The organism is Frankia sp. AiPs1 (assembly GCF_023716945.1).
GTDB lineage: Bacteria > Actinomycetota > Actinomycetes > Frankiales > Frankiaceae > Frankia.
The window spans coordinates 1-538 of record NZ_JAMQQF010001187.1 but is presented as its reverse complement, the minus strand read 5'-3'; the positions used below and the strand labels follow the sequence as shown (position 1 = coordinate 538).

The 538-nt window shown below is 78.3% G+C and carries 1 protein-coding gene; it reads left to right on the top strand.

The window, feature by feature from the left end; all coding sequences use genetic code 11:
* Window positions 1-538, top strand: a 538-nt coding sequence (locus ND748_RS33570; RefSeq protein ID WP_285903036.1) for a 3'-5' exonuclease, incomplete at both ends; no start/stop codon positions are given.

Below are 538 nucleotides of genomic sequence, written 5' to 3'. Positions count from 1 at the left end.
GCCTCGCCCAGCGGCGCGGGCCCGGCACCGGCGCCGCCTCCCTGGCCGACGAGCTGGGTCGCCAGCAGATCGCCGCCGACGCCATCGCGCCGGTGGGGGAGGACGCCCGCCGCCGCGGCGTGCGGCTGCTGACCGCGCACCGTGCCAAGGGCCTGGAGTGGGACGTCGTCGCCGTCTGCGGGGTCCAGGACGGAATCTGGCCGGACCTGCGGGAGCGGCATTCGCTGCTGGGCGCTGAGCAGCTCGACGCGCCCGCCCACGGCGGCCTGCGCCCGCCGCTGACCCGCCAGGACCTGCTTGCCGACGAGCGCCGACTGTTCTACGTCGCGCTCACCCGGGCCCGGCGGCGCCTGCTGGTCACCGCCGTCAACAGCCCGGACGACGACGGCAGCCTGCCCAGCCGGCTGCTCGACGAGCTTGGCGTCGCCGTCGAGAACGTCCCCGGCCGCCCGCCCCGGCCGCTGACCCTCGTCGGCCTCGTCGCGACGCTGCGTCGGCTGGCGACCGAGCCGACGTCCAGCCCGGCCCTGCGCGCCGC